This window comes from Stakelama marina (genome assembly GCF_018122655.1).
In the GTDB taxonomy this organism is placed as follows: Bacteria; Pseudomonadota; Alphaproteobacteria; order Sphingomonadales; family Sphingomonadaceae; genus Sphingomonas; species Sphingomonas marina.
Genome location: NZ_JAGRQC010000002.1, coordinates 64,324 through 87,254 on the forward strand (window position 1 = coordinate 64,324; position 22,931 = coordinate 87,254).

The 22,931-nt window shown below is 63.2% G+C and carries 34 protein-coding genes; 2 read left to right on the forward strand and 32 right to left on the reverse strand.

Features of this window, described 5'->3' with window-relative positions:
• Positions 1-51: 51 nt before the first annotated feature.
• Positions 52-918: a 3-methyl-2-oxobutanoate hydroxymethyltransferase gene (gene panB, locus J7S20_RS06690; RefSeq protein ID WP_284053474.1), complete on the reverse strand. Its 867-nt coding sequence runs from the start codon at positions 916-918 to the stop codon at positions 52-54.
• 124 nt (positions 919-1,042) lie between these two features.
• Between panB and J7S20_RS06695 the strand changes: the two genes are divergently transcribed.
• Both J7S20_RS06695 and J7S20_RS06700 read left to right on the forward strand, forming a co-directional pair.
• Positions 1,043-1,468: a hypothetical protein gene (locus tag J7S20_RS06695; protein WP_284054058.1), complete on the forward strand. Its 426-nt coding sequence runs from the start codon at positions 1,043-1,045 to the stop codon at positions 1,466-1,468.
• Entirely contained in the window at positions 1,468-1,680 is a 213-nt protein-coding gene (locus J7S20_RS06700) for a helix-turn-helix transcriptional regulator (RefSeq protein WP_430980914.1), read from the forward strand. Before J7S20_RS06695 ends, J7S20_RS06700 begins: the two co-directional genes overlap by 1 nt.
• Here the strand turns inward: J7S20_RS06700 and J7S20_RS06705 are convergent.
• The 31 genes from J7S20_RS06705 to rplP all read right to left on the reverse strand — a co-directional run bounded on the left by J7S20_RS06705 (position 1,677) and on the right by rplP (position 22,920).
• Complete coding sequence (locus tag J7S20_RS06705; RefSeq protein WP_284053475.1) at positions 1,677-2,114, reverse strand: hypothetical protein; 438 nt, start codon at positions 2,112-2,114, stop codon at positions 1,677-1,679. The two genes, J7S20_RS06700 and J7S20_RS06705, sit on opposite strands and share 4 nt — an antisense overlap.
• Positions 2,115-2,193: 79 nt before the next feature.
• Positions 2,194-2,544 carry an ArsC family reductase gene (locus tag J7S20_RS06710; protein ID WP_284053476.1) on the reverse strand — a complete coding sequence of 117 codons (351 nt, stop codon included), beginning with the start codon at positions 2,542-2,544 and terminating at the stop codon, positions 2,194-2,196.
• A 230-nt stretch (positions 2,545-2,774) separates the two neighbouring features.
• Positions 2,775-3,518, reverse strand: coding sequence for a hypothetical protein (locus tag J7S20_RS06715; RefSeq protein ID WP_284053477.1), 744 nt, complete (start codon positions 3,516-3,518; stop codon positions 2,775-2,777).
• A gap of 369 nt (positions 3,519-3,887) precedes the next feature.
• Positions 3,888-4,487, reverse strand: a complete 600-nt coding sequence (locus tag J7S20_RS06720) for a hypothetical protein (RefSeq protein WP_284053478.1) — start codon at positions 4,485-4,487, stop codon at positions 3,888-3,890.
• Positions 4,484-4,897 (reverse strand): hypothetical protein, encoded by a 414-nt coding sequence (locus J7S20_RS06725; protein WP_284053479.1) that lies wholly within the window; start codon positions 4,895-4,897, stop codon positions 4,484-4,486. The genes J7S20_RS06720 and J7S20_RS06725 overlap by 4 nt, the downstream gene beginning before the upstream one ends.
• 55 nt (positions 4,898-4,952) lie before the next feature.
• The gene (locus J7S20_RS06730; protein ID WP_284053480.1) at positions 4,953-5,486 is read right to left on the reverse strand and encodes a hypothetical protein; all 534 of its coding nucleotides are present in this window, start codon (positions 5,484-5,486) and stop codon (positions 4,953-4,955) included.
• A 130-nt stretch (positions 5,487-5,616) separates the two neighbouring features.
• Complete coding sequence (guaA, locus tag J7S20_RS06735) at positions 5,617-7,176, reverse strand: glutamine-hydrolyzing GMP synthase (RefSeq protein ID WP_284053481.1); 1,560 nt, start codon at positions 7,174-7,176, stop codon at positions 5,617-5,619.
• Positions 7,177-7,239: 63 nt separating this feature from the next.
• Positions 7,240-7,656 carry a hypothetical protein gene (locus J7S20_RS06740; protein ID WP_284053482.1) on the reverse strand — a complete coding sequence of 139 codons (417 nt, stop codon included), beginning with the start codon at positions 7,654-7,656 and terminating at the stop codon, positions 7,240-7,242.
• A gap of 72 nt (positions 7,657-7,728) precedes the next feature.
• Complete coding sequence (locus tag J7S20_RS06745) at positions 7,729-9,894, reverse strand: prolyl oligopeptidase family serine peptidase (RefSeq protein ID WP_284053483.1); 2,166 nt, start codon at positions 9,892-9,894, stop codon at positions 7,729-7,731.
• 80 nt (positions 9,895-9,974) lie between these two features.
• Positions 9,975-10,397, reverse strand: coding sequence for a 50S ribosomal protein L17 (gene rplQ / locus J7S20_RS06750; RefSeq protein WP_284053484.1), 423 nt, complete (start codon positions 10,395-10,397; stop codon positions 9,975-9,977).
• A gap of 146 nt (positions 10,398-10,543) precedes the next feature.
• Complete coding sequence (locus J7S20_RS06755) at positions 10,544-11,602, reverse strand: DNA-directed RNA polymerase subunit alpha (protein ID WP_284053485.1); 1,059 nt, start codon at positions 11,600-11,602, stop codon at positions 10,544-10,546.
• A 106-nt stretch (positions 11,603-11,708) separates the two neighbouring features.
• Positions 11,709-12,098: a 30S ribosomal protein S11 gene (gene rpsK, locus J7S20_RS06760; RefSeq protein ID WP_284053486.1), complete on the reverse strand. Its 390-nt coding sequence runs from the start codon at positions 12,096-12,098 to the stop codon at positions 11,709-11,711.
• A 101-nt stretch (positions 12,099-12,199) separates the two neighbouring features.
• Entirely contained in the window at positions 12,200-12,568 is a 369-nt protein-coding gene (rpsM, locus tag J7S20_RS06765) for a 30S ribosomal protein S13 (protein ID WP_284053487.1), read from the reverse strand.
• A gap of 211 nt (positions 12,569-12,779) precedes the next feature.
• A complete protein-coding gene (locus J7S20_RS06770; protein ID WP_284053488.1) occupies positions 12,780-14,150 on the reverse strand; it encodes a HAMP domain-containing sensor histidine kinase in 1,371 nt (456 codons plus the stop codon).
• Entirely contained in the window at positions 14,150-14,839 is a 690-nt protein-coding gene (locus tag J7S20_RS06775; protein WP_284053489.1) for a winged helix-turn-helix domain-containing protein, read from the reverse strand. The genes J7S20_RS06770 and J7S20_RS06775 overlap by 1 nt, the downstream gene beginning before the upstream one ends.
• 103 nt (positions 14,840-14,942) lie before the next feature.
• Positions 14,943-15,128: a hypothetical protein gene (locus J7S20_RS06780; protein ID WP_284053490.1), complete on the reverse strand. Its 186-nt coding sequence runs from the start codon at positions 15,126-15,128 to the stop codon at positions 14,943-14,945.
• Positions 15,129-15,261: 133 nt separating this feature from the next.
• Entirely contained in the window at positions 15,262-15,915 is a 654-nt protein-coding gene (locus J7S20_RS06785) for an adenylate kinase (RefSeq protein WP_284053491.1), read from the reverse strand.
• 36 nt (positions 15,916-15,951) lie between these two features.
• The gene (gene secY, locus J7S20_RS06790) at positions 15,952-17,316 is read right to left on the reverse strand and encodes a preprotein translocase subunit SecY (protein ID WP_284053492.1); all 1,365 of its coding nucleotides are present in this window, start codon (positions 17,314-17,316) and stop codon (positions 15,952-15,954) included.
• Positions 17,317-17,456: 140 nt separating this feature from the next.
• On the reverse strand, positions 17,457-17,984 hold the full coding sequence (gene rplO, locus J7S20_RS06795; RefSeq protein WP_284053493.1) for a 50S ribosomal protein L15: 528 nt from the start codon (positions 17,982-17,984) through the stop codon (positions 17,457-17,459).
• Positions 17,985-18,071: 87 nt separating this feature from the next.
• On the reverse strand, positions 18,072-18,266 hold the full coding sequence (rpmD, locus tag J7S20_RS06800) for a 50S ribosomal protein L30 (protein ID WP_284053494.1): 195 nt from the start codon (positions 18,264-18,266) through the stop codon (positions 18,072-18,074).
• Between the two features lie 7 nt (positions 18,267-18,273).
• The gene (gene rpsE, locus J7S20_RS06805; RefSeq protein ID WP_284053495.1) at positions 18,274-19,020 is read right to left on the reverse strand and encodes a 30S ribosomal protein S5; all 747 of its coding nucleotides are present in this window, start codon (positions 19,018-19,020) and stop codon (positions 18,274-18,276) included.
• Positions 19,021-19,022: 2 nt separating this feature from the next.
• Complete coding sequence (gene rplR, locus J7S20_RS06810) at positions 19,023-19,379, reverse strand: 50S ribosomal protein L18 (protein ID WP_284053496.1); 357 nt, start codon at positions 19,377-19,379, stop codon at positions 19,023-19,025.
• Positions 19,379-19,912: a 50S ribosomal protein L6 gene (gene rplF, locus J7S20_RS06815; protein ID WP_284053497.1), complete on the reverse strand. Its 534-nt coding sequence runs from the start codon at positions 19,910-19,912 to the stop codon at positions 19,379-19,381. Before rplF ends, rplR begins: the two co-directional genes overlap by 1 nt.
• Positions 19,912-20,307, reverse strand: coding sequence for a 30S ribosomal protein S8 (gene rpsH / locus J7S20_RS06820; protein ID WP_284053498.1), 396 nt, complete (start codon positions 20,305-20,307; stop codon positions 19,912-19,914). The genes rplF and rpsH overlap by 1 nt, the downstream gene beginning before the upstream one ends.
• 12 nt (positions 20,308-20,319) lie before the next feature.
• Complete coding sequence (gene rpsN / locus J7S20_RS06825; protein WP_284053499.1) at positions 20,320-20,625, reverse strand: 30S ribosomal protein S14; 306 nt, start codon at positions 20,623-20,625, stop codon at positions 20,320-20,322.
• Between the two features lie 19 nt (positions 20,626-20,644).
• Positions 20,645-21,226, reverse strand: coding sequence for a 50S ribosomal protein L5 (rplE, locus tag J7S20_RS06830; RefSeq protein ID WP_284053500.1), 582 nt, complete (start codon positions 21,224-21,226; stop codon positions 20,645-20,647).
• The gene (gene rplX / locus J7S20_RS06835; protein WP_284053501.1) at positions 21,219-21,536 is read right to left on the reverse strand and encodes a 50S ribosomal protein L24; all 318 of its coding nucleotides are present in this window, start codon (positions 21,534-21,536) and stop codon (positions 21,219-21,221) included. The genes rplE and rplX overlap by 8 nt, the downstream gene beginning before the upstream one ends.
• Positions 21,536-21,904 carry a 50S ribosomal protein L14 gene (gene rplN, locus J7S20_RS06840; RefSeq protein WP_284053502.1) on the reverse strand — a complete coding sequence of 123 codons (369 nt, stop codon included), beginning with the start codon at positions 21,902-21,904 and terminating at the stop codon, positions 21,536-21,538. The genes rplX and rplN overlap by 1 nt, the downstream gene beginning before the upstream one ends.
• 89 nt (positions 21,905-21,993) lie before the next feature.
• A complete protein-coding gene (gene rpsQ, locus J7S20_RS06845) occupies positions 21,994-22,266 on the reverse strand; it encodes a 30S ribosomal protein S17 (RefSeq protein ID WP_284053503.1) in 273 nt (90 codons plus the stop codon).
• A gap of 13 nt (positions 22,267-22,279) precedes the next feature.
• Positions 22,280-22,483, reverse strand: coding sequence for a 50S ribosomal protein L29 (gene rpmC, locus J7S20_RS06850; protein ID WP_284053504.1), 204 nt, complete (start codon positions 22,481-22,483; stop codon positions 22,280-22,282).
• 5 nt (positions 22,484-22,488) lie between these two features.
• Complete coding sequence (gene rplP / locus J7S20_RS06855) at positions 22,489-22,920, reverse strand: 50S ribosomal protein L16 (RefSeq protein WP_284053505.1); 432 nt, start codon at positions 22,918-22,920, stop codon at positions 22,489-22,491.
• Positions 22,921-22,931: the final 11 nt, after the last annotated feature.

Below are 22,931 nucleotides of genomic sequence, written 5' to 3' on the forward strand. Positions count from 1 at the left end.
GATGCGGGTGAAGGCCGCGGACCTTAGCCGCGCGGCACCAGAAAACCTAGATCAGTTTTTGGGCGCGTAAACCTGTTCCTCGCCGGGAAAGCTCCGCGCCCGAACATCGGCCGCATAGCGTTCAACCGCGGCGGAAATGCGGCCGGCCATATCGTCGAATTTCTTCACGAAACGCGGCGTGCGTTCGAACAGGCCGAGCATGTCCTCGGCCACGAGCACCTGCCCGTCACACGCCTTCGATGCGCCGATCCCGATGACCGGGCAACCGATGCGCTGCGTCACCTCGATCGCGATGGGTTCGACCACGCCTTCGACCACGACAGCGAAGGCGCCAGCCTCCGCCACAGCGGCGGCATCGCCGACGATCTTTTCCGCCTCCGCATCGCTGCGGCCGCGTGCGCCATAGCCGCCAAGCATGTTCACCGCCTGCGGCGTCAGGCCGACATGGCCCATGACCGGAATTCCGCGCTCGGAAAGGAAGCGGACGGTGTCGGCCATTGCCGCACCGCCTTCCATCTTCACGGCCGCGGCGCCGGTCTGTTTGAGGAGCCACGATGCGCTTTCGAACGCCTTTTCGGGCGACGCCTCGTAACTGCCGAACGGCATGTCGATCACGACGAGCGCATGATAGCTGCCACGCACGACTGCCGCGCCATGCGCGGCCATCATCTCCAGCGTCACCGGCACCGTCGACGGCAGGCCGTAGATCACCTGCCCCAGGCTGTCGCCGACCAGCAGCATGTCGCAATGCGGATCGAGCAGTTGCGCCATGCGAACCGTATAGGCCGTCAGCATTACCAGCGGTTCGTTGTCGGCGCCCTTGCGCTTGCGGATCGCCGGTACGGTCAGCCGTTTCATCGGCGCGGAAACCGGCGTCGCGCGGCTCGTCGAACTGTCGATCGTGTAGGTCGTGGACATGGCGAGCGCTCTAGGCGCTCGCCGCCCCCGCGCCAAGCGCAACGCGGCACGACGTTCATTAAACTTGACTACATGTTATATATATTTTACATTGAGTCGTATATTATGAACATGGAGGAAGCGTATGGCCTTTCGGGAAAAGCTCGCATGGGCGCTGCTGGCAACCACGGTCGGCGGCTATGCCGTCTATCTGCTTATGCTTCGCTCGGTCACTTCCTCGGCAGGCTGGGATGCGCCGGTCGAAGCGCTGGTGCCGGCATTGATCGGCATGACGATCCTGATGATCGTGCTGGCGATTGTCGGCGCGATCGTCGCGACAGTTTCCGCTCCGCAAGAGGCCGGCGCTTCGGACGAACGCGACCTGGCGATACGGCGCATCGGCCGGTCGCGCGCCTATGGCGTGATGATCTCCGGCGTCTGCGGAATAATCATCCTCGCGGTGTCCGGTTCGAACATGTTCCAGGCGGCGAACGCGCTGGTCAGCATCCTCGCGATCGCCGAAATCGTGCGCTATGGCAGCGAAGCCTGGAACTATCGGCGGGGCTATTGATGGCCGCCCCTCCGATCAGCAACGACATCCGCACGCTGCGCTTCCTTGCCGGCGAAATGACGCAGGCCGAACTCGGCGAACGGATCGGCGTCACGCGCCAGACGATCGCCGCAATCGAGTCCGGCAAATATTCGCCCAGCCTCGAAGCGGCTTTCCGCATCGCGCAGGTCTTCGGCAAGCCGCTCGAAGAGGTGTTCCGCTGGGAAGGCTAGGAAATCCAGCCGCGCCGCGTCGCCATTCGCGCGAACCAGACCTGAAGCACCGCGATCAGGACGATGATGATCGGAAAGATCGTCACCGCTGCGCCCTTCTCCGCGATCAGGTCGGTCGCCACGAGCACATAGGCGAACAGCACGACGACGGCGATCAGCGAGATTACATACAGTGCATGCGCGATGCGCCGCCGGAACAGCAGCAGCACCGATCCCAGAAGGCCGCTCCACACGGCAATTCCGTTGACCCAATATTGCCACGCCGGCGTATTCGCCCGGAACGCCCGATCATAATCGGAAAGCCTCGCCACCTGGTCCGCGCTCATCGTCATGTCGGAATAGAATCCGTACACGCCCATCGCGCCCCAAAGCGTCAATATGATCGCGACTGCCCAGAACCATGCCGGCGGTTTGCGCCTTATAACGGCATCCATGACATTTCTCCCCTATCAGGGGCAGAAATCATCCCGCAATTGAAAAAGATTGCAACTGCAATCGTCAGGATCAAGCGCCCTAGAGCAGCGCCTCGGCATAGTCGTCGGGTTTGAATCCGACGATCAGACCACCCGGATATTCGATCACCGGCCGCTTTATCATCGACGGTTGCGCGGCCATCAGCGCAATGGCGCTGCTCTCGTCCAGATCGGCCTTGTCGGCGTCGGACAACTTGCGGAACGTCGTGCCCCGGCGATTGAGCAGCGTTTCCCATCCCGCGATTTCGCACCAGTGCGCGAGCCGGGCGGGGTCGGCCCCTTCCTTCTTATAATCGTGAAACTGATAGGCGATATGATGCTCGTCCAGCCACGCAAAGGCCTTCTTCATCGTGTCGCAGTTGCGAATGCCATATAATTCGGCCTTGGACATTGATTTTCCCAGCTAATTGATCCGCGAACGGCTCAGTTCGATATGCCACAAACCACGACAGTTGGTGACCCCAATTTCCTGTAAGCAGGCTTACAGCTAACGCCCCAGAGGCGGACGTTTGCGGTGCCCGCTGTGTCATCAGAAAGCGGTCGCTCGGCTAGGTCGCAAAGGCTCGTGCGGAATGGCCGAAAATGGGTGGGAACCTGCCGTAGCGGAACAACCGTATATCCCTACTTCTCCTTTTTACAGGCGAGGTCTGCAGCATAGAGCCGCCATCCAGCAACCGTTGCATCACGCTCTCTGTTCGACCCGCCGTTCACAATCGACACAAAACTCTCGCCAGTGATTTGATTAAGGACCGCATCAAGTCCATCCACCACTTTCTCTGGGCGGTAATGACGGACCCCCTCGAAAGCGTCTGGAGCGTGGTTCACAAAAGAAATGGAGTGCGTGCGCAAAGAGCGCCGGTCATCCATTTGAGCGATAATCGCGGGCACCGCTGGCTTACCGAGCGCTTCGAGCCGATCGAATATGCGCTGTTGCCGATCACCGCTGACGTGACCGAAACGGGCGATGAGTGTGCGCACTTCTGCGAAATGCGGTGATTTCGTGTCAGCTTGCCAGGAGGCGAGTATCCGCGTCTGCCGCGAAGCCTCTGCTCGGGTAGCGGCCACCGTCAGATCAGTTGCCAGTTGCAAAGCGTTTTGCGTGTAGCCAGCGAAATAGAGACCTACTGGTCCCTCATCCACTCTCTGGAGAAAAAGAATTGCCCGTTTGTCCGCAAGGCCGAGCATCGCATCATTCGACGGCTTATATGCAGCGTCTTGAGGATAGAAGCGGACGATCGCGCTTCTCATATCCTCGCCCTTCACTACGCTCTCTACCTCGACAGGAATGTCTAGATACTCCGGCGATGTTTTCTGCGCCTCCTCGGCAAGGCGCTGCTTCGGCACATCCATTTTGCCGATCAGCACGATATCGGACCCAGCGAGCAGGGCCGCGAGATGAGAATTCGACGGGCATAACTGTGAGGAGAACGATGCGGGGTTGGATGGAGTCGGAAAAAGGCCCAATCCAAAGACAATCGCTAGAAAGGAACTTCGCAGGATCATGGTGGCGATGATGCCACTTCCGACGCACGTCCGCTACGGAGTAGTTTCTTGCCCCTGCCAGAGTCCCGGTTACCGCTGCCGACGGCGGCTTACTCGTCCAAAACCCGCCAGTCTGAAAACCACCCCAAAACCGGTCATCAACGCCAGCCTCACTATCTCACGAAAGCGGTCATACAGCGTTTACAGCTCCTTGAACTTGCTCGCAGTTGCGGATTCCGTTGATCGTTACCGTCATGGCTTGCCCTTCTGCTGTGCTGCGCGGCAATGCGCAACGACCTGCTTCAGCTCGGGCGCAACCGGAACCGAAAGCGGGTCGCGCCCGTCAAGATCGCTCTCGATCGTTCCACGCGCCGCCAGCAATGTCTTCAGCCACGGTTCGCGAAGCGGCATTCGGCCGTAATAGCCCGGATGGTCTTCGGTTTCGGGAAATGCGCGCAGCAACGTGTTGCCGCTGGGCAGGAACAGGTTGAGCGCGACCGGAGCCTCGCTGTCGGGCTGCGCGAGCCGATAGAATATCAGTTGCCGCCCCGGCGCGTCGCATCGGACGCTCAGGCTGCCTTCGCCTTTCGGCGGCCCGAAAACCGCAGTCATGCCGTCCGGGTCCTGCCGGATATACCAGCGCCCCTCGCGCGGGGGCGGCGGAATGGAAACCGCGGCACTCCCTGGCGCGGGCGTCGGCGAAACCACGGGCGGTCCGTCATCCTCCGGCGTCGGCGTCGCCTCGGGCTCGGCGATGGCGGTGCTGTTATTCTGGGTCGCCGCATCGTCGCCCCCGCCGCACCCGGCAAGCGCCATAGCGACCGTGAGAGCGAGTGCGATGCGTGCCCTCAACAGCGCACCCGTATCGTTCGGGCGGCATCGGCAACGACACGCAGCTTGCCGTCGTCCGAAAGGCTCAGGCGATATTGGCGTTCCTCGGTCATGCCCTCGCTATCAAGTGTCGCGGCCACGACCAATTCGCCGTCGGCACGCGTTACCAACCGAACCCGCGCGGTTCCCGCATAGAATTTCAGTCGGTCGCGGCTGACGACGAGTCGCATCTCGCTGTCCGGCCTTGTGCAGGCATCGGCGCTTGTGTCCCACGTCCCCGCAAAGCGCTGAGGAATCGTATCGCCAGCCTGCGATACCGCGTTCGCAGCGCCCACATTATCTGCCGCTGGAGCCGGTTCCGCATCGTTGCCGCCGCACGCTGCAAGCCCGAAGGCAAGAATCGAAGCGATCAACAGCCCGGCGCGCGCCATGCGATATTCCTTTTTCAGACCGGCGGCGAATGAGAGGTTCGCCGCCCGGGTCTTGTCACGCGAGGCGAAGGCGGCGGCCGAACATGCGCGGTGCAGTGCTAGACAGCACGGAATGCGCTGCGAGCAGCGCGGCAAGCCAGACGGCATTGTTCAGCCCCAGGCCAAGCACGATGTCGGCGGTGAAGGTGTGAAGCCCGCCAAAGGCGAGCGCAACGAGATAAAGCGCCCCTTCATAGGCGACATAGGCGGCGACCGCAGCGATCGCAGTGCGAACCAGCGTGGCGCCTTCGCCCCCGGTCATCCGGCGCGCCACCAAATAGGACAGCATCGTTCCGCCGCCCAGCGCCGCTCCCCAGCCGATCGAATAAGTGTCGACCGGATAGCCGGACAGGCAGTAACCCGACGCCTGATTGAGCAGCCAGCAACCCATCGCCGTCAACGCACCGCGGCGCACGTCCATCGTAACCGCAGCGACGGTAGCGACCGCGACGAAGGGCGTCATGCAGGCGAAGACCATCGAACCCGCCACTGCAAAAATGGCGAGCGTAAGCGGCCACAGGATATCGCGGATCAGCGGATTGGCGGTCATCGGTCGGTCCTTCGGTTGGTGCGGAGCGCGCATGGCAGCGCACGATGTTCTCGGGCGGTTGTAGTCGCTTGGTCGATCGGAATGAAGGGGTTGCGGCAGCTTGCTCCGCCGGGCGAACCGGGCGAACGGTTCACTCCCACTCGATCGTGCCGGGTGGCTTAGATGTGTAGTCATAGACTACGCGGTTCACGCCGCGCACTTCGTTGACGATACGCGTCGCCACGCGGGCGAGGAAGTCGCCGGGAAACTGGAAAACCTCGGCGGTCATACCGTCGGTCGAGGTCACCGCACGCAGCGCCAGAACATGGTCATAGGTGCGACCGTCGCCCATCACGCCGACCGTGCGCACCGGAAGGAGCACGGCAAATGCCTGCCAGATCGCGTCGTAGAGGCCGGCTGCGCGGATTTCCTCGAGGTAGATCGCATCGGCCTTGCGCAATATGTCGCAGCGGTCCTTCGACACTTCGCCGGGGATACGGATCGCGAGGCCTGGTCCGGGGAACGGATGGCGCCCGACGAACACTTCGGGAAGCCCGAGTTCGCGGCCGAGCGCGCGGACCTCGTCCTTGAACAGTTCGCGCAAGGGCTCGACGAGCTTCATGTTCATGCGCTCGGGCAGGCCGCCGACATTGTGGTGGCTCTTGATGGTGACGCTCGGCCCGCCGGTGAAGCTGACGCTTTCGATGACGTCGGGGTAGAGCGTGCCCTGAGCGAGGAAATCGGCGCCGCCGATCTTCTTCGCCTCGTCCTCGAACACGTCGATGAAGGTCTTGCCGATGAACTTGCGCTTGAGCTCGGGATCGGTGACGCCCGACAGCCCCTTCAGGAACAGCGTCTCGGCATTCACATGGACGAGCGGGATGTTGTAGCTGCCGCGGAACAGGCTGACGACCTGTTCGGCCTCGCCCGCGCGCATCAGTCCGTGATCGACGAAGACGCAGGTCAGCTGCTCGCCGATCGCCTCGTGGATCAGCACCGCCGCGACCGCCGAATCGACACCGCCCGACAGGCCGCAAATGACCTTGCCGTCGCCGACCTGCTCGCGGATCTCGGCGATCTTGGCGTCGCGGAACTCGGCCATCGTCCAGTCGCCGGCGAGGCCGCAGACATGGCGCGCGAAATTGGCGATCAGCTTCGCGCCGTCGGGGGTGTGGACGACCTCGGGGTGGAACTGCATGCCGTAATAACGGCGTTCGTCGTCGGCGATGACGGCGAAGGGCGCGCCGGGGCTCGATGCGACGATGCGGAAACCCGGCGCAAGCTCGGTGACCTTGTCGCCGTGGCTCATCCAGACCTGATGCTGTTCGCCCTCGCGCCACATGCCGTCGAACAGCTCGCAGCTATCCTCGATTTCGATGAAGGCGCGACCGAACTCACCCGAATCGCCTGCTTCCACCGCGCCGCCGAGTTGCGCCATCATCGTCTGCTGGCCGTAGCAGATACCCAGGATCGGAAGACCGCTGTCGAAGATGACTTGCGGCGCGCGCGGGCTGCCCTCTTCGGGGACCGAAGCCGGGCTGCCCGAGAGGATGATACCCTTTGGCTTCAGCCGCTCGAAAGCCTCTTCGGCCATGTTGAAGGGCGCGATTTCGCTGTAGACACCGGCTTCGCGCACGCGGCGCGCGATCAGCTGCGTTACCTGGCTGCCGAAATCGACGATAAGGATTGAGTCGGAGGGTTGGGCGATCATGGAAGCGCGATAGAAAGCCCCGCCGCGCGTGTAAAGCGGGCGGGGTATCCTGCTCAGCAGCGATCAATATCCGTCGTCGCCATATATGTCGGGCGCAACGCGGTAGCCGCCGTCATAACCGTCGTCCGGAGCCGCATAATAACCGTCATCGTCATCGCCATAACCAGGCTGCGGCGCGTCATAGCCATATTCCGGCGGTGGCGGCGGAACGTCGCGGTAATAGCCCGAATCGCGGCGTGGTGGGGGTGGAGGCGGCGCCTGCTCATATTGTCGGTTGCCCCGGTCGATCGAAGAGGCGAGCGCAACCGCGCCGCCCGCGATCAGCGCACCGATCAACAGCGCGCCACCATCGAGCCCGCGATCACGATCATAATGCCGGTGATGATGGCGACCGTGCCAATCCTGTGCCTGCGCCGGCACCGCGGTCGCCGCCATCGCCACACTCGCCGCCGCCGCTCCCAAAATCCGAACCATCCGCATCGCCCGACTCCTCATGCAAGGCGTTGTTGTGACGCCGGTATGCGCGAGTCGGGCTGTCGGGATGCTGAACCGTTACTGCGCCGTCACCTTCATGCCCGTCCACTTCGCGGCAAAGGCCCACATATCGGCATATTCCTCGATGATCTTGTCGGTAGGCTTGCCCGAACCGTGGCCGGCGCGCGTCTCGATACGGACGATATGCGGCTTGTCGCCGATATCGGCATGCTGGAGCCGCGCGGTATATTTGAACGTGTGGCCCGGTACGACGCGGTCGTCGGTGTCGGCGGTCAGCGCCATGATCGCCGGGTAATTCTCACCCGAATGGATGTTGTGATAGGGCGAATATTTGTAGAGATATTTGAAATCGGCTTCCCTTTCCGGATAGCCGTAATCATCGACCCAATAGCGCCCCGCAGTGAACTTGTCGAAGCGCAGCATGTCCATCACGCCGACCTCGGGAAGCGCGGCCGCGAACAGGTCGGGGCGCTGATTGGTCACCGCACCGACGAGCAGGCCGCCATTCGATCCGCCCTGGATGGCAAGCTGATCGCGGGTCGTCACGCCCTGCGCGATCAGGTCTTCGGCTGCGGCGATGAAATCGTCGAATACATTCTGTTTGTTGTGCAGCCGCCCGGCATCGTGCCACGCCTTGCCATATTCGCCGCCACCGCGAAGATTGGCGACCGCGAGCACACCGCCCTGCTCCATCCACGCCAGTCTTGTCGAAGAAAAGGCCGGCAGAACCGGAACGTTGAACCCGCCATAGCCATAAAGCAGCGTCGGCGCCGGCTTGGTGATGCCCTTTTTATGGACAATGAACATCGGCACCCGCGTGCCGTCCTTCGACGTGTAGAAGCGCTGCGCGACGTCATATTGATCGGGATCGAAATCGACATCGGGCTTGGCCCAGGGCGTCGCCTCGCCGCTCGCGACGTCATAGTGATAGATCGTCGTCGGCGTGGCGAAACTGGTAAAGGCGAAGAAGGTGTCCTTCTGGTCCTGATCGCCGCCAAATCCGCTGGCGGTGCCGATGCCGGGCAGCGGCACGGTGCCATCGGCCGCGCCATCGAGCGCATAGCGGCGAACCTCGGTCTTGGCATCGACCAGATAGCTGGCGAACAGCTTGCCGCCGACCATGCTCGCGCCCTGCAGCGTGGCGTCGGACTGCGGCACCAGTTCCTTGACCGTGGCGATCGGATCGGCCGCGGCGACGTCCATCGTCACGATCCGCCCGCGCGGCGCATCCTTGTTCGTTTCGAAGAAGAATTGCGAGCCGCGATTGCCCACCGCCGACCATTCGTTTTCCAGCTTGGGAATGATCGTGCGCGGCTTTGCATTCGGATCGGTCAGGTCGAGCACGGTCACCGCGTAGCGATTGTCGGTACCTTCGGTGGTCGTGATGACGAGCCAGTCGCCGTCGTTGGTGACGCTCGCATAATGGCCATATTTCGGGTGGTCCGGCGTCGCATAGATCTGCCTGTCCGCCGCCTGCTCGGTGCCGAGCTTGTGAAAATAGACCGCCTGGTTCTCGTTGGTTGCCTGAAATTTCTCGCCCTCGGCAGGCTCGGGAAAGCGCGAATAATAGAAGCCGGAGCCGTCTTTCGCCCATGCCAGCGCCGAGAATTTCACCCATTCGACCTTGTCGTCCAGCGTCTTGCCCGTGGCGACGTCGAGTATCCTGACCGTACGCCAGTCGGTACCGCCGTCCTGGATCGAATAGATCAGCTTGGTCCCGTCCTCCGACGGCACCCACTCGGCGAGCGCGGTCGCGCCGTCCTTCGACCAGCTATTGGGATCGATCAGCACGCGCCCCTTGCCATCGATCGTGTCGCGTACAAACAGCACCGCCTGATTCTGCAGCCCCGTATTGTGGCTATAGAAATAATGGCCGCCCTTCTCGACCGGCAGGCCGAAGCGTTCGTAATCGATCAGGTCCCTCAGCCGCTTTCTGAATATGTCGCGTCCTGGCAGCGTTGCCAGATAGGCATCGGTGACCTTGTTCTCAGCCGCGACCCAGTCGGCGACTTCCTTGTCCTCGCGCACGTCATTTTCGAGCCACCGATACGGGTCGGCGACCTTGATCCCGAAATGATCCTCGACGACATCGCCGCGGCGGGTTTCGGGATAGTCGAGCGGTGCGGTCATATCGGACGAAGTCTCCGGGCTGGATTGGGCGAACGCCGGTTGCGGCGCAGTGACGAAAAGCAGCGGCAAGGCAAGCAGGCTGAGACGACGCATAACGTTCCCCCGAAACGAAAAAGAGGCCACACCCTAGAAAGGGCCGGCCTCCTTCTCAAGCGGTTCGAAGCGTACCGAAATCAGGCCGCGTCTTCGAAGTCCGCATCGTCCATCACCGGACCCGAATCCTGGCCCTTGGCGTCAACGTCGCGGTCGACGAACTCGATGATCGCCATCGGCGACGCGTCCGAGGCGCGGATGCCGGCCTTGATAATGCGGGTATAGCCACCCTTGCGGTCGGCATAGCGGTCGGCGAGCGTGTCGAACAGCTTGGTCAGCTGCGCGTCGTCGAGCAGGCGCGAATGCGCGAGACGACGATTCGACAGGCCGCCCTTCTTGGCCAGCGTCACGAGCTTCTCGACATAGGGGCGAAGCTCCTTCGCCTTGGCGAGCGTGGTGGTGATCTGTTCATGCTTGATGAGAGCCGCCGACATGTTGCGGAACAGGGCCGCGCGGTGGCTAGAGGTACGTTGCAGCTTACGGCCGCCCATACGATGACGCATGTTGGTCTTCCTTCGTTCGTTAAGGGGCCGCGCGAAAGACGACCATCGCCTTTCCAGGTACCCCAGACCAGGCGGTGATTACGGGGCCACCGCCCATCAGCCCCTGATATGCGAAAGGGACCGGAGCGAAGCCCGGCCCCGTTGCATCAGCCCAGAATCTCTTGCTCGAGCTTCTTGGCCATTTCCTCGATATTCTCCGGCGGCCAGCCGGGGATGTCCATGCCGAGGCGCAGACCCATCGACGAGAGCACTTCCTTGATCTCGTTGAGGCTCTTGCGGCCGAAGTTCGGCGTGCGGAGCATCTCGGCCTCGGTCTTCTGGACCAGGTCGCCGATATAGATGATGTTGTCGTTCTTCAGGCAGTTCGCCGAACGCACCGACAGTTCGAGCTCGTCGACCTTCTTGAGAAGGTAACGGTTGATCTGCGCGGTGTCGCCCTCGCCTTCCTGCGCCTGCTGGGTAGCGCCGGCGGGCTGGGCCGCGGCGAGCGCGGAGTCGTCGAAGTGGACGAACAGCGAGAGCTGGTCCTGCAGGATGCGCGCGGCATAGGCGAGCGCGTCCTCGGGCGTCACGGTGCCGTCGGTTTCGATCGTCAGCGCCAGCTTGTCATAATCGAGGTCCTGACCGACGCGGGTCGGGTCGACCTTGTACGACACCTGGCGAACCGGCGAGTAGAGCGCGTCGACCGGAACCAGGCCGATCGGCGCGTCGGCCGGGCGGTTCTGGACGGCGGGGACATAGCCCTTACCGGTGTCGGCGGTGAGCTCCATGTTGAGCGTCGCGCCGTCGTCGAGATGGCAGATGACGAGATCGGGATTCATCACCTCGATATCGCCCGACACCGCGATGTCGCCGGCCTTCACCTCGGCCGGGCCGGTCGCCGAAAGCTGTAGCCGCTTGGGACCTTCGCCTTCCATCTTGAGCGCGATCTGCTTCACGTTGAGGACGATGTCGGTCACGTCCTCGCGCACACCGGCGAGCGAGGAGAATTCGTGCAGCACATTCTCGATCTTGATCGAGGTGACTGCCGCACCCTGAAGCGACGACAGCAATACGCGGCGCAGTGCGTTGCCGAGCGTCAGACCGAAGCCACGCTCGAGCGGCTCGGCGACGAAGGTCGCCTTGCGCTTGGAGTCGCCACCAGCCTTCTTCTCCAGGCCGTTGGGCTTTTTGAGTTCCTGCCAGTTCTTTGCGTTGACAGACACGGGCTTCCCCTAGGTTGGGCGGGAAAAGGGGCCGGTTCCCGCCATGAAATCCGAAACCGCCCCGGCGCCCTGAATGCGGACAGCCGAGGCGAGCGACGGCAAAAAGTCAGACGCGGCGACGCTTCGAGGGACGCACGCCATTGTGCGGGATCGAAGTCACGTCGCGGATCGAGGTGATCTGGAAACCGACCGCCTGCAGCGCGCGAAGCGCCGACTCGCGGCCCGAACCCGGACCCTTGACCTCTACCTCGAGCGTGCGGACACCGTGATCGGCGGCCTTCTTGCCGGCGTCCTCGGCGGCGACCTGGGCGGCATACGGCGTCGACTTGCGCGACCCCTTGAAGCCCATCATGCCCGCCGACGACCACGAAATCGCATTGCCCTGCGCATCGGTGATCGTGATCATGGTGTTGTTGAAGCTGGCGTTCACATGGGCAACGCCTGCCGAGATGTTCTTGCGCTCGCGCCTGCGAATACGCTGTGGTTCACGTGCCATTTGGTGTTCCTGACCTGAAGTTCAATACGGCAGCCAGTGGGCGGTCCGCCTTGCCTGCCTCCGGCGGAGAAAAAGCGAAATTCGCCCCCAGGACGAATTTCTTACTTCTTCTTGCCTGCGATCGGCTTGGCCTTGCCCTTGCGGGTGCGCGCATTGGTGTGCGTGCGCTGGCCACGAACCGGAAGACCCTTACGGTGACGCAGGCCGCGATAGCAGGCCAGATCCATCAGCCGCTTGATGTTCATCGCAGTCTCGCGGCGCAGGTCACCCTCGACGGTGTAACCGGCGTCGATCGCCTCGCGAATCTGCAGCACTTCCTGATCGGTCAGATCCTGAACCCGACGCTCGGGCGCGATCTTCAGCTGTTCGGTGATCTCCTTGGCTTTGGCCTGGCCAATGCCGTGGATATATTGGAGCGCGATCACTACGCGCTTGTTGGTCGGGATATTTACACCCGCGATACGTGCCATGAAATCTGTTCTCCCAGCTCCACGGGACGCCGCATGGCAGCATTGCGTCCCATCTCGTCGCGTTGAATTTCCCGAGAATGCAAGTAACCGGCAAGCGCACAGTCGCGCCGCCGGAATCACCGGTGCCCTCGGAAGACAGCCCAACTAGGGCTGCTGGACGCGCCTGTCAAGCGACCGCGGCGCTGTCAAGCGGCAAGCATGGTTTCATCCTTCATTCGTGCCGCTCTGCCCCGCGACGCGCGGGCAGGATGATCGACGCGACCAGCCCCGGCGCATTGTCGCCAAGTTCAAGCCTGCCGCCGTGCAGCCGTGCCACCGCCTGAACCAGCGACAGGCCGAGCCCGGCACCCGGCCGGCTTCGCGCAGCATCGAGCCGGCCGAACCTGCGCAATGCGTTTTCGCGCTCGCCATCGGCGATGCCCGGTCCATTGTCGCCGACCGAGATCCTGATCTCGCCACCCATATTTTCCAGCATAAGCGACACGCGCGTTCCGCCGTCGGCATGGGCGATGGCATTGTCGATCAGATTGGCGAGCGCCTGCGAGAGCAGCTCCCTGTGGAGCGGCAACGGTTCGGGCGGCGGACCGGTGATCGACACCGAGAAGTTGCGCCCCGCCTCCTCCACCACCGGGGCGTAGAGTTCGGCGATCTCCTCGGTCAGGCGCTCCGGCTGCTGCAATGTCAGCGTATCGCACCGCAACGCCTGAGACCTGCTGATCTCCAGCAATGTCGCCAGCATCCGCGTCACCAGGTCGGCATCGGTGATCAGCGCGGCGAGCGCTGAATCGCGATCTTCGCCCTCGGCCGCGGTCGAGGCGATCTCCGCGCGGGCGCGCAACCGGGCTATCGGCGAACGCAGATCATGCGCGACGCTGTCGGTGACGAGCCGCAGCTCGCCGATCAACATGTCGATCCGGTCGAGCATCCCGTCGATCTGCTGCGCCAGTCGGTCGAACGCATCACCGCCCCCGGGAAGCGGGCCGATACGGCGATCCATCGCGCCATCGGCTACCGCATCGACCACGTCGGCGATCCGGTAAATCCTCCGCGTCACATAGCGTGTGACGATCAGCCCGCCCGCGACGCCCAGCACCACCGCCAGCCCGAGCGCAAGGAACAGCGCGCGCGCGATGGTACGCTGCGCACGCTCCCAATCGTCGAGCAGCCGCCCCGTCACCAGCCACATCGATCCGGTCCGGCGGACGGCAAATCCCACTTCCCGGCCCGACCAGGGTTGCGATCGCGAAATATGTCCGATGGCGAACGGCGTCCTGGTCAGGGCGACGTCGATCTGCTCGGGGCCGGCCCCAGCCACGATCCGCCCCTTCCGGTCGACGATCTCCGCAATCAGCGAAGCGTCCCCGGCCTGGGCATCGTCGTCGAGCGCATCGCGCAGAGCTGGAAGCCCGCCCGATTTCCATACGGAAACCAGAGTGTCCGACTGCTCGATAGTGTTTCGTCGCAACGCCCCGATCGCATCGTCATGCGTCTGTTGCCAGATGAAGCCGACCAGCGTCAGCGCCGAAACCAGCGTCAGCGCCGCGGTCAGCAGCGCCAGGCGCGCCGTGATCGACAGCCGCATCAGCCGTCGGCCGACAGCATATAACCCGCGCCGCGCACCGTGTGCAGCAGTGCCGTATCAAATCCTTCGTCGATCTTTCGCCGCAAGCGCCCGATATGGACATCGACGACGTTCGACCCCGGATCGAAATGATAATCCCAGATCTTCTCCAGCATCATCGTGCGCGTCACGACCTGACCGACATTGCGCGCGAGATAGGTGAGCAGCGCAAATTCCTTCGCGCCGAGCGCAATAGCACGGCCGCCGCGCGATGCCTTGCGCGCCCGCAGATCGAGTTCCAGATCGCCGATGGTCAGCCGATCGTCACCCGGCGCCAATATCGGGGTCGCGCGCCGCAACAGCGCCTCGACACGCGCCAGGAGCTCGGCAAAGGAAAAGGGTTTCGTCAGATAATCGTCAGCACCGGCGCGGAGGCCCTGGACGCGGTCGTCGACCGTTCCCAGCGCCGACAGGATCAGCGCCGGCGTCGCGATTCCAGCGGCACGGGCAGCCGCAATGACCGACAACCCGTCGAGGCCGGGCACCATCCTGTCGACGACCATCGCATCGAAAATGCCTTCGCTGGCGAGGAACAGCCCGTCGCGGCCGTTGGCGCTGGTTTCGACGAGGAATCCCGCTTCGCTCAGCCCCTTGCGGACATAGTCAGCGGCGGCCGCATCATCTTCGATCAGCAGAATCTTGCGCGACATGGACAACTCGACCTCGGCCGCAGAATAGACGCGGACGTGACCGGCGGAAAGCATTCTCTCCACCGGCCACGACGCCTTCAAGGCTGTGAGCAGAAACGCGGTGTTACTGCGCCTTCGGAGCAGCTTCGGACGTCTTCGTCACGGTCTTCTTGACGCGCTTGATCTGCTTCGCATGCTTGAGGTGCTTTGCGGCCACCGGCTTGGTGGATGCCTTGTGCGTGGCGGCGAAGGCCGGCACCGCGATCAGCGACAGGGCGGCAACGGCGGGAAGCAGGGAACGAACGTACATCTGGGTTTCTCCTGAAACGCGTATCGATGCGATCATCGGTACGGTTTCAGAATAGCGCCGCGCGTCTGTTTACCCGGTGACGCGAAGATGAAAAACGCGTCATGAATGCAGGAACCGCCCCGTCGGGCGCCGATCAGTCGGCGGCGTCGAGCACCGCCTCGATTTCGCGCGTGACCTGTTCGATATCGGCCATGCCATCGACGCGGCGGACGAGGCCGCGCGCTTCGTAGATCGGGAGGATCGGTGCGGTCTTGGCGCGGTACTCGGCCATTCGGGTACGCACGGTTTCGGCGTTGTCGTCGGGCCGGCGCTTGAATTCATGCCCGCCGCAAACGTCGCAGGTACCCTCGACCTTGGGCTGTTTGAACTTGTCGTGATAGCCCGCACCACAGGTCGCGCAGGTGAACCGCCCGACGATGCGCTCGACGAGCGCCTCTTCATCGACCTTCAACTCGATCACGCAGTCGAGCTTGCGTCCACGCTCGCCGAGCAGCATGTCGAGCGCCTCCGCCTGCGCGGCCGTGCGCGGATAGCCGTCGAAGATCGCGCCCGTTTCGGCATCGAGCTGGTCGAGCCGCTCGCCGATGATCGCCGAGACGATGGCGTCGGAGACCAGCTCGCCGGCATCCATCACGGCCTTCGCCTTCTGGCCGACGGGGGTGCCCGCCTTCACCGCGGCGCGCAGCATGTCGCCGGTGGAAAGCTGGACCATGCCGCGCTCGGTCTCGAGCCGGCTTGCCTGGGTCCCCTTACCCGCTCCCGGGGGGCCTAGCAGGATGATGTTCACGAACGTTTCCCCTCGTTGTCGCCGCGCCCCTTGGCGTCAGCGGCCGCGACCGCTCTTGAGCTTCGACTTCTTGATCAGATCACCATATTGGTGCGCGAGAAGGTGCGACTGAATCTGCGCGACGGTGTCCATCGTCACGTTGACGACGATCAGCAGGCTGGTGCCGCCCAGCAGGAACGACGCGCCCATCGCCGAAATCAGATATTCGGGCACCAGACAGATCAGCGCCAGATAGGCAGCACCGATCACGGTGATGCGAGTCAGCACATAATCGAGATATTCCTCGGTCTTCTTGCCCGGACGAATGCCGGGAACGAAGCCGCCATAGCGCTTCAGATTGTCCGCCGTTTCTTCCGGATTGAACACGACGGCGGTGTAGAAGAACGAGAAGAAGATGATGCCCGCGCCGTACAGCAGCATGAACAGCGGGCTGCCGTGCTGCAGATACTGGTTGAGCGTGATGATGATGTCGCCCCAGGTGCTTTCACCCGATACGCGGTTGCCAGCGAACTGGCTGACCGTCAGCGGCATCAGCAGCAACGACGAGGCGAAGATCGGCGGGATGACGCCCGCGGTGTTGATCTTCAGCGGAAGGTGGCTGCGATCGGCCTGAACGCCGCGCGCGGTCTGTCGCTTGGGATACTGGATCAGGATGCGGCGCTGCGCACGCTCCATGAAGCAGATGAACAGCACGAGCGCGACGACCGCGATCAGCACGCCGGCGATCGTCAGCGGCGAGACCGAACCCGAACGCCCGCCTTCGAAAAGCTGGACGATCGTGACCGGCAGGTTCGCGACAATGCCCGCCATGATGATGAGCGAAATGCCGTTGCCGATGCCGCGGCTGGTGATCTGCTCACCCAGCCACATCAGGAACATCGTGCCGCCGATCAGCGAAACGACCGCGGCAAGGCGGAACAGCATGCCCGGCATCACCACCGCCTGTACGCCCTGATTGGCGCCCAGCGCTTCGAGCCCGACGGCGATGAAATAGCCCTGTAGCGCGGTCAGGCCGACCGTGCCGTAGCGGGTGTACTGGTTGAGCCGCTTGCGACCGCTTTCACCTTCCTTCTTGATCGCGGCGAGCTGCGGCGACAGCGAGGTCGCGAGCTGCACGACGATCGAGGCGGTGATGTACGGCATCACGCCGAGCGCGGTCACGCTCATGCGCTTCAGCGAACCGCCCGAAAAGCTGTTGAAGAAGTCGAGCACGCCGCCCTTGGTATTCTGCGCGAGCAGGCCGAGCGCGGTCGGGTCGATCCCCGGCAGCGGAACGTAGCTCAGCATGCGGAATACTATCAGCGCGCCCAGGGTGAACCACAGGCGCTTCTTAAGCTCGGTGGCCTTGCTGAAATTGGCCAGGCTCAAGCTGGCGGACATCTGGTCGGCAGCACTTGCCATTTCTGTCTACACGTCCCGATTTCTTGGCCGGAAAACCTGGCCGAAAATGAATAAGCGGCGGGACCGAACCCTCGCCCCCGCCGCCTCATATAGTGATATGACCGGGCTTGTCTAAGCCTGTCCGGTCAAAGACGGCAAAATCAGGCTTCGGCCTTCGCCTTGGCGCCGCCCTTGCCCTTTTTCGCCGCAGCCTTTTCAGCAGCCGGAACGACCTTGATGACCTCTACCGAGCCGCCGGCCTTCTCGACCGCCTCGACCGCGCCCTTCGACGCACCCGCAACGACGAACTTCAGCTTGGTGCTCAGTTCGCCCTTGCCGAGCAGACGGACACCATCCTTGCCGCCGCGCGCCAGACCCGCAGCCTTCAGCGCCGCGTGATCGACGTCCTTCTTGGCGTCGAGCTTCTTGGCGTCGACAGCCTTCTGGACGGCACCGAGGTTCACCTCGGCATAATCCTTGGCGAAGATGTTGTTGAAGCCGCGCTTCGGCAGGCGCATGTGGAGCGGCATCTGGCCGCCCTCGAAGCCATTGATGGCGACGCCTTCACGGCTGCCCTGGCCCTTCTGGCCGCGGCCGGCGGTCTTGCCCTTGCCCGAGCCGATACCGCGTCCGACGCGCATCCGGCCCTTGCGGGCGCCATCATTGTCCTTGAGTTCGTTGAGTTTCATTATCTGCACTCGCTTTCGCTGTTTTCGCGCATGGGCGGCGCGAAGGCCGCCCATTATTCCGTTAAATCGTCGGTGACAGGTGCCGAATTATTCGGAAACCGACACCATGTGCGCAACCTTGCGGATCATGCCGCGAACCTCGGGCGTGTCCTTCAGTTCGACCGTCTTGTGCATCTTGTTGAGGCCAAGACCGATCAGCGTTGCGCGCTGATGCTTTTCGCGACGGATCGGCGACCCGGTCTGGGTCACCTTCACCATCTTCGCTTCGTCCTTCTTCGCCATGATGGCCTTACTCCGTCACCGCCGCGGCATCCGCCTCGGCCGTCTGCGAACCGCCACGGCCCAGCAGGTCGGCAATCTTCTTGCCGCGGCGCTGCGCCACCACCTTCGGGCTCGACTGGTCGCCCAGTGCCTCGAAGGTCGCACGGATCATGTTATAGGGGTTCGAGGTGCCGACCGACTTGGTCACCACGTCCGCAACGCCCAGCGATTCGAACACCGCACGCATCGGACCGCCGGCGATGATGCCGGTACCCGAAGGCGCCGCGCGGACATAGACACGCCCCGCGCCGAAGTGACCGCGGCCGTCATGGTGAAGGGTACGCCCCTCACGCAGCGGAACGCGCATCATCTTCTTCTTGGCCGAAGCCGTCGCCTTCGAAATCGCCTCGGGAACCTCGCGCGCCTTGCCATGGCCGAAACCGACCCGGCCCTTGCCGTCGCCGACAACGACCAGCGCGGCGAAACCGAAGCGCTTACCGCCCTTCACGGTCTTCGAGACGCGGTTGATGTGGACGAGCTTTTCGATCAGCTCCTCGCCGCCGTCATCGTTACCGCGACCGCCGCGACGATCGTCACGACGACCCCGGCCACCGCGGCCGTCACCGCGACCGCGGCCACCGCCACGACCACCGCGCGGTCCGCGACCCGAAGGCTGCGTTTCCTGCGACTGACCGGTCACGTCCTGAGCGGTGGTTTCCGGCGCAACCTTCTGTTCGGGCTGATTGCCCTCACCCGTGGTGTTTTCTTCCGCCATGCTTAGAACTCCAATCCGCCTTCACGCGCGGCATCCGCCAGCGCCTTGACGCGTCCGTGAAACAGGAAACCGCCGCGGTCGAACACGACCTGCGTGACGCCGGCCTTCTTGGCCGCTTCGGCAACGCGCTTGCCGACGTCCTTGGCGGCCTCGACATTGGCGCCCGCCTTGCCGCGACCATCCTTGTCGAGCGTCGATGCGGCAGCGACCGTCTTGCCCTGCGCATCGTCGATCACCTGGGCATAGATATGCTGGCCCGAACGGTGGATCGACAACCGGGGACGGTTGCCCGAACGCGCCCGAAGCGCGGTGCGATTGCGGCGGCGCCGCTTCTGAAAGAGAGACAGACCCTTGGTCATCACTTCTTCTTCCCTTCCTTGCGGAAGATATACTCGCCGGCGTACTTGATGCCCTTGCCCTTGTACGGCTCAGGCTTGCGCCAGCGACGGATCTCCGCGGCCAACTGGCCTACCTTCTGCTTGTCGATACCCGAAATCTCGACCGTGGTGTTGTCCGGGGTCTTGACCTCGATGCCTTCCGGCACGTCGATGTCGACGTCGTGGCTGAAGCCGAGCTGAAGCCGAAGCTTGCGGCCCTGCGCCTGCGCACGGTAGCCGACGCCGTTGATCTCGAGCTTCTTCGAAAAGCCCTCGGTCACGCCCGTCACCAGGTTCTGCAGAAGCGTGCGCTGCATGCCCCAGAAGGAGCGCGCCCGCTTGGTATCGTTGATCGGCTGCACCTGAATGCCGCGATCGGTCATTTCATAGGTGACCAGCGGATCCTTCGGCATGGTCAGAGCGCCCTTGGGGCCCTTCACCGAAATCTCGGCGCCTTCCAGATCGGCGGTAACGCCCGCCGGCATCGCAACCGGCCTTTTGCCTGTACGGCTCATCAGAATACCTCCGCCAGCACTTCGCCGCCGACATTCTGGTCGCGCGCTTCCGCGTCGGACAGAACGCCCTTCGGCGTCGAAACGATGGTGATGCCCAGGCCGTTGCGTACCGTCGGCAGCTCCTTGGAGCCCGAATAGACGCGGCGGCCCGGTTTCGAGACGCGGGCGATACGCTTGATCGCCGGCTGGCCCTCGAAATATTTCAGTTCGATGCGGATACCGGGCGCGGGGCCCATCTGCTCTTCGCTGTATCCACGGATGTAACCCTCGCGCTGCAGAACGTCGAGCACGCGGCTGCGCAGCTTCGACGCCGGCGTCAGCACGCTGTCCTTGCGCGCGCGCTGGCCGTTGCGGATGCGGGTGAGCATATCGCCCAGGGGATCGGTCAATGCCATGTCTTCGGATCCTTACCAGCTCGACTTCGTGACGCCCGGGATCATGCCCTTGTTGGCAAGATCGCGAAGCATGACGCGCGCGAGACGGAACTTGCGGTAGTAACCGCGCGGACGGCCGGTCAGTTCGCAGCGGTTGCGCACCCGGGTCGGATTCGCGTTACGCGGCAGTTCAGCCATTTTCAGGCGCGCAACCCAGCGCTCCTGGAAGTCCTTGCTTTCGTCGTCGGCAATGGCCTTCAGCCGGGCGTACTGCCCCGCATACTTCTTGACCATCTTCTTACGACGCTCGTTCTTGTTGATCGAACTCAGTTTCGCCATGACTTAAGTTCTTCCTTCCTTACGCAGCCTGCTTCTCTTCGCCGTCACCCTTGGGGAACGGGAAGCCGAACAGACGCAGCAGTTCGCGGGCCTCATCGTCGGTTTTCGCGGTGGTCGTGACGATGATGTCCAGACCACGCACCTTGTCGATGCGGTCGTAGTTGATTTCGGGGAACACGATCTGTTCCTTCATGCCGACGGCATAGTTGCCGCGGCCGTCGAACGACTTCGGGTTCAGACCACGGAAGTCGCGGACGCGAGGAAGCGCGATCGTGACGAAGCGGTCGAGGAACTCGTACATCCGCTCGCGGCGCAGCGTGACCTTGCAGCCGATCGCCATGCCTTCGCGCAGCTTGAACTGCGCGATCGACTTCTTGGCGCGCGTCACGACGGGCTTCTGGCCCGCGATCAGCTCCATTTCGGCAGCGGCCTGATCGACCTTCTTCTTGTCCTGCGTCGCCTCGCCCACGCCCATGTTGAGGACGATCTTTTCAAGGCGGGGAACCTCCATCGGGTTCTTGTAACCGAACTTGTCGGTCATCGCCTTGACGATCGTGTCGTCATAGAGCTTGCGCATCCGTGGCGTGTACTTGTCAGCCATTGATCACGTCTCCGGTTTTCACGGCCACGCGGACCTTCTTGCCATCGCGCTCTTCGAAGCGGACGCGGGTGGGCTTGCCGTCCTTGGTCATCAGCGCGACCTTGGAAACGTGCATCGGCGCTTCGCGGCGCTCGATCCCGCCCTGCGGATTCTCCTGGCTCGGCTTGCGGTGCCGAGCGGCGACATTGATGCCCGACACGACGACCTTGCCTTCGCGCGGGAGCGACTGGACGACCTCGCCGGTGCGGCCCTTGTCCTTGCCGGACAGGACGACGACCTGGTCACCCTTCTTGATCTTGGCGGCAGCCATTACAGCACCTCCGGGGCGAGCGAGATGATCTTCATGTGCTTCTTGGCACGAAGCTCGCGAACAACGGGGCCAAAGATACGGGTGCCGATCGGCTCCTCGTTCTTGTTGACCAGCACCGCGGCGTTCGAATCGAAACGGATCACCGAACCGTCGGGACGGCGGATATCCTTCGCGGTACGAACGATCACCGCACGGTGGACGTCGCCCTTCTTCACGCGGCCGCGCGGAGCAGCTTCCTTCACCGAGACGACGATGATGTCGCCCACGCCGGCGAAGCGGCGCTTGGAACCACCAAGCACCTTGATGCACTGCACCCGCTTGGCGCCGCTGTTATCGGCGACGTCGAGATTGGATTGCATCTGGATCATCGATCCAATTCCTTCTCACATTGGCTTTCCGGGACCTGCCCGGAAGTTCCTAAAACAATCCGTCACCCCGTTTCGGGGGAGACGAAAACTCAGCCCTCGGGCGTCGCCCGTTCCGGTGTCGCATGGGTGTTCACCCGCTCGATCACCTTCCAGGTCTTCAGCTTCGAGATCGGCTTGGTCTCTTCGATCCGCACCGTCTCGCCGGACTTGTACTCATTGCCCTCGTCATGGGCGTGATACTTCTTCGAACGGCGCATGATCTTGCCGTAGAGCGGGTGCTTCACCTGGCGCTCTACCTTCACCACCACCGTCTTGTCGGTCTTGTCCGAGACGATCATCCCGGTCAGCACGCGCTTCGGCATGTTCTTTCGTCCCTTACTTGGCAGCCGAGCGCGAACGCTCGTTCTGCAGCGTCTTGATACGGGCGATGTCGCGACGAACCTCCTTCACCCGGCTCGACTTCTCGAGCTGGCTGGTCGCAGCCTGGAAGCGCAGGTTGAACTGCTCGCGCTTCAGGTTGCCCAGCTCCTCGGTGAGCTGGTCGTCGGTCTTGGCCCGAAGATCGGAAACCTTCGTCATGATACTCAACCCTCCAGGTGCGAGTGGTCGCCGAACCGCGCCACCACCTTGGTCTTGATCGGCAGCTTCATCGCCGCGCGCTCGAAAGCCTCGGCGGCGAGCGGACCGGCAACGCCGTCCAGCTCGAAGATGATGCGGCCGGGCTTCACGCGGGCGGCCCAATATTCGGGGCTGCCCTTACCCTTACCCTGACGAACTTCGGCCGGCTTCTTCGAAACCGGAACGTCGGGGAACACGCGGATCCACAAACGTCCCTGACGCTTGATGTGACGCGTGATCGCACGGCGCGCGGCCTCGATCTGGCGGGCGGTGATCCGCTCCGGCTCGAGCGCCTTCAGCCCATAGGAGCCGAAGTTGAGCGCCGTGCCACCCTTGGCGTCGCCATGGATGCGGCCCTTGTGCGCCTTGCGGAACTTGGTGCGCTTCGGTTGCAGCATTGTTCTTTCCT

Excerpts from the sequence above, each read along its gene's own strand:
- panB (WP_284053474.1), bottom strand. The coding sequence starts at position 918 with ATGTCCACGACCTACACGATCGACAGTTCGACGAGCCGCGCGACGCCG.
- J7S20_RS06695 (WP_284054058.1), top strand. The coding sequence starts at position 1,043 with ATGGCCTTTCGGGAAAAGCTCGCATGGGCGCTGCTGGCAACCACGGTC.
- J7S20_RS06700 (WP_430980914.1), top strand. The coding sequence starts at position 1,468 with ATGGCCGCCCCTCCGATCAGCAACGACATCCGCACGCTGCGCTTCCTT.
- J7S20_RS06705 (WP_284053475.1), bottom strand. The coding sequence starts at position 2,114 with ATGGATGCCGTTATAAGGCGCAAACCGCCGGCATGGTTCTGGGCAGTC.
- J7S20_RS06710 (WP_284053476.1), bottom strand. The coding sequence starts at position 2,544 with ATGTCCAAGGCCGAATTATATGGCATTCGCAACTGCGACACGATGAAG.
- J7S20_RS06725 (WP_284053479.1), bottom strand. The coding sequence starts at position 4,897 with ATGGCGCGCGCCGGGCTGTTGATCGCTTCGATTCTTGCCTTCGGGCTT.
- J7S20_RS06730 (WP_284053480.1), bottom strand. The coding sequence starts at position 5,486 with ATGACCGCCAATCCGCTGATCCGCGATATCCTGTGGCCGCTTACGCTC.
- guaA (WP_284053481.1), bottom strand. The coding sequence starts at position 7,176 with ATGATCGCCCAACCCTCCGACTCAATCCTTATCGTCGATTTCGGCAGC.
- J7S20_RS06740 (WP_284053482.1), bottom strand. The coding sequence starts at position 7,656 with ATGCGGATGGTTCGGATTTTGGGAGCGGCGGCGGCGAGTGTGGCGATG.
- J7S20_RS06745 (WP_284053483.1), bottom strand. The coding sequence starts at position 9,894 with ATGCGTCGTCTCAGCCTGCTTGCCTTGCCGCTGCTTTTCGTCACTGCG.
- rplQ (WP_284053484.1), bottom strand. The coding sequence starts at position 10,397 with ATGCGTCATCGTATGGGCGGCCGTAAGCTGCAACGTACCTCTAGCCAC.
- rpsK (WP_284053486.1), bottom strand. The coding sequence starts at position 12,098 with ATGGCACGTGAACCACAGCGTATTCGCAGGCGCGAGCGCAAGAACATC.
- rpsM (WP_284053487.1), bottom strand. The coding sequence starts at position 12,568 with ATGGCACGTATCGCGGGTGTAAATATCCCGACCAACAAGCGCGTAGTG.
- J7S20_RS06770 (WP_284053488.1), bottom strand. The coding sequence starts at position 14,150 with ATGCGGCTGTCGATCACGGCGCGCCTGGCGCTGCTGACCGCGGCGCTG.
- J7S20_RS06775 (WP_284053489.1), bottom strand. The coding sequence starts at position 14,839 with ATGTCGCGCAAGATTCTGCTGATCGAAGATGATGCGGCCGCCGCTGAC.
- J7S20_RS06780 (WP_284053490.1), bottom strand. The coding sequence starts at position 15,128 with ATGTACGTTCGTTCCCTGCTTCCCGCCGTTGCCGCCCTGTCGCTGATC.
- secY (WP_284053492.1), bottom strand. The coding sequence starts at position 17,316 with ATGGCAAGTGCTGCCGACCAGATGTCCGCCAGCTTGAGCCTGGCCAAT.
- rplO (WP_284053493.1), bottom strand. The coding sequence starts at position 17,984 with ATGAAACTCAACGAACTCAAGGACAATGATGGCGCCCGCAAGGGCCGG.
- rpmD (WP_284053494.1), bottom strand. The coding sequence starts at position 18,266 with ATGGCGAAGAAGGACGAAGCGAAGATGGTGAAGGTGACCCAGACCGGG.
- rpsE (WP_284053495.1), bottom strand. The coding sequence starts at position 19,020 with ATGGCGGAAGAAAACACCACGGGTGAGGGCAATCAGCCCGAACAGAAG.
- rplR (WP_284053496.1), bottom strand. The coding sequence starts at position 19,379 with ATGACCAAGGGTCTGTCTCTCTTTCAGAAGCGGCGCCGCCGCAATCGC.
- rplF (WP_284053497.1), bottom strand. The coding sequence starts at position 19,912 with ATGAGCCGTACAGGCAAAAGGCCGGTTGCGATGCCGGCGGGCGTTACC.
- rpsH (WP_284053498.1), bottom strand. The coding sequence starts at position 20,307 with ATGGCATTGACCGATCCCCTGGGCGATATGCTCACCCGCATCCGCAAC.
- rpsN (WP_284053499.1), bottom strand. The coding sequence starts at position 20,625 with ATGGCGAAACTGAGTTCGATCAACAAGAACGAGCGTCGTAAGAAGATG.
- rplE (WP_284053500.1), bottom strand. The coding sequence starts at position 21,226 with ATGGCTGACAAGTACACGCCACGGATGCGCAAGCTCTATGACGACACG.
- rplX (WP_284053501.1), bottom strand. The coding sequence starts at position 21,536 with ATGGCTGCCGCCAAGATCAAGAAGGGTGACCAGGTCGTCGTCCTGTCC.
- rplN (WP_284053502.1), bottom strand. The coding sequence starts at position 21,904 with ATGATCCAGATGCAATCCAATCTCGACGTCGCCGATAACAGCGGCGCC.
- rpsQ (WP_284053503.1), bottom strand. The coding sequence starts at position 22,266 with ATGCCGAAGCGCGTGCTGACCGGGATGATCGTCTCGGACAAGACCGAC.
- rpmC (WP_284053504.1), bottom strand. The coding sequence starts at position 22,483 with ATGACGAAGGTTTCCGATCTTCGGGCCAAGACCGACGACCAGCTCACC.
- rplP (WP_284053505.1), bottom strand. The coding sequence starts at position 22,920 with ATGCTGCAACCGAAGCGCACCAAGTTCCGCAAGGCGCACAAGGGCCGC.